Genomic DNA, 228 nt, shown 5'->3' on the forward strand with positions numbered 1-228 from the left:
TCGTAAAGGGCTGGCAACAGAACGTCTGCCGCTGCTCCGTCCGGCGGCGCCCAATCTGACCTGGTCGATGGATTTCGTCATGGACGCACTTTCCACCGGTCGCAGGATCAAGTGTAAGCGTGCAGCGAGAACCGTATTGACGGGGATGTGTTATTCAGTTGGCAGTGCTACGCGCCAGGGGAGTAGTTCGCTGACCCGGTTTATCGGCCAGTCCGCTATGACGTTAAG

General features: G+C 57.9%; 1 protein-coding gene and 1 pseudogene. One reads left to right on the plus strand and one right to left on the minus strand.

Annotation, left to right across the window (positions count from 1 at the left end; genetic code table 11):
* Positions 1 to 119, plus strand: a pseudogene (locus FHC49_RS24720) (IS3 family transposase); the annotation flags it as partial.
* A gap of 31 nt (positions 120 to 150) precedes the next feature.
* Here FHC49_RS24720 and FHC49_RS24725 read toward each other — a convergent pair.
* Positions 151 to 228: hypothetical protein (locus tag FHC49_RS24725; RefSeq protein ID WP_370631740.1), on the minus strand; the 78-nt coding region annotated here is incomplete at its 5' end.

It is taken from the genome of Kluyvera sp. EC_51 (assembly GCF_019584505.1).
GTDB lineage: Bacteria > Pseudomonadota > Gammaproteobacteria > Enterobacterales > Enterobacteriaceae > Kluyvera > Kluyvera sichuanensis.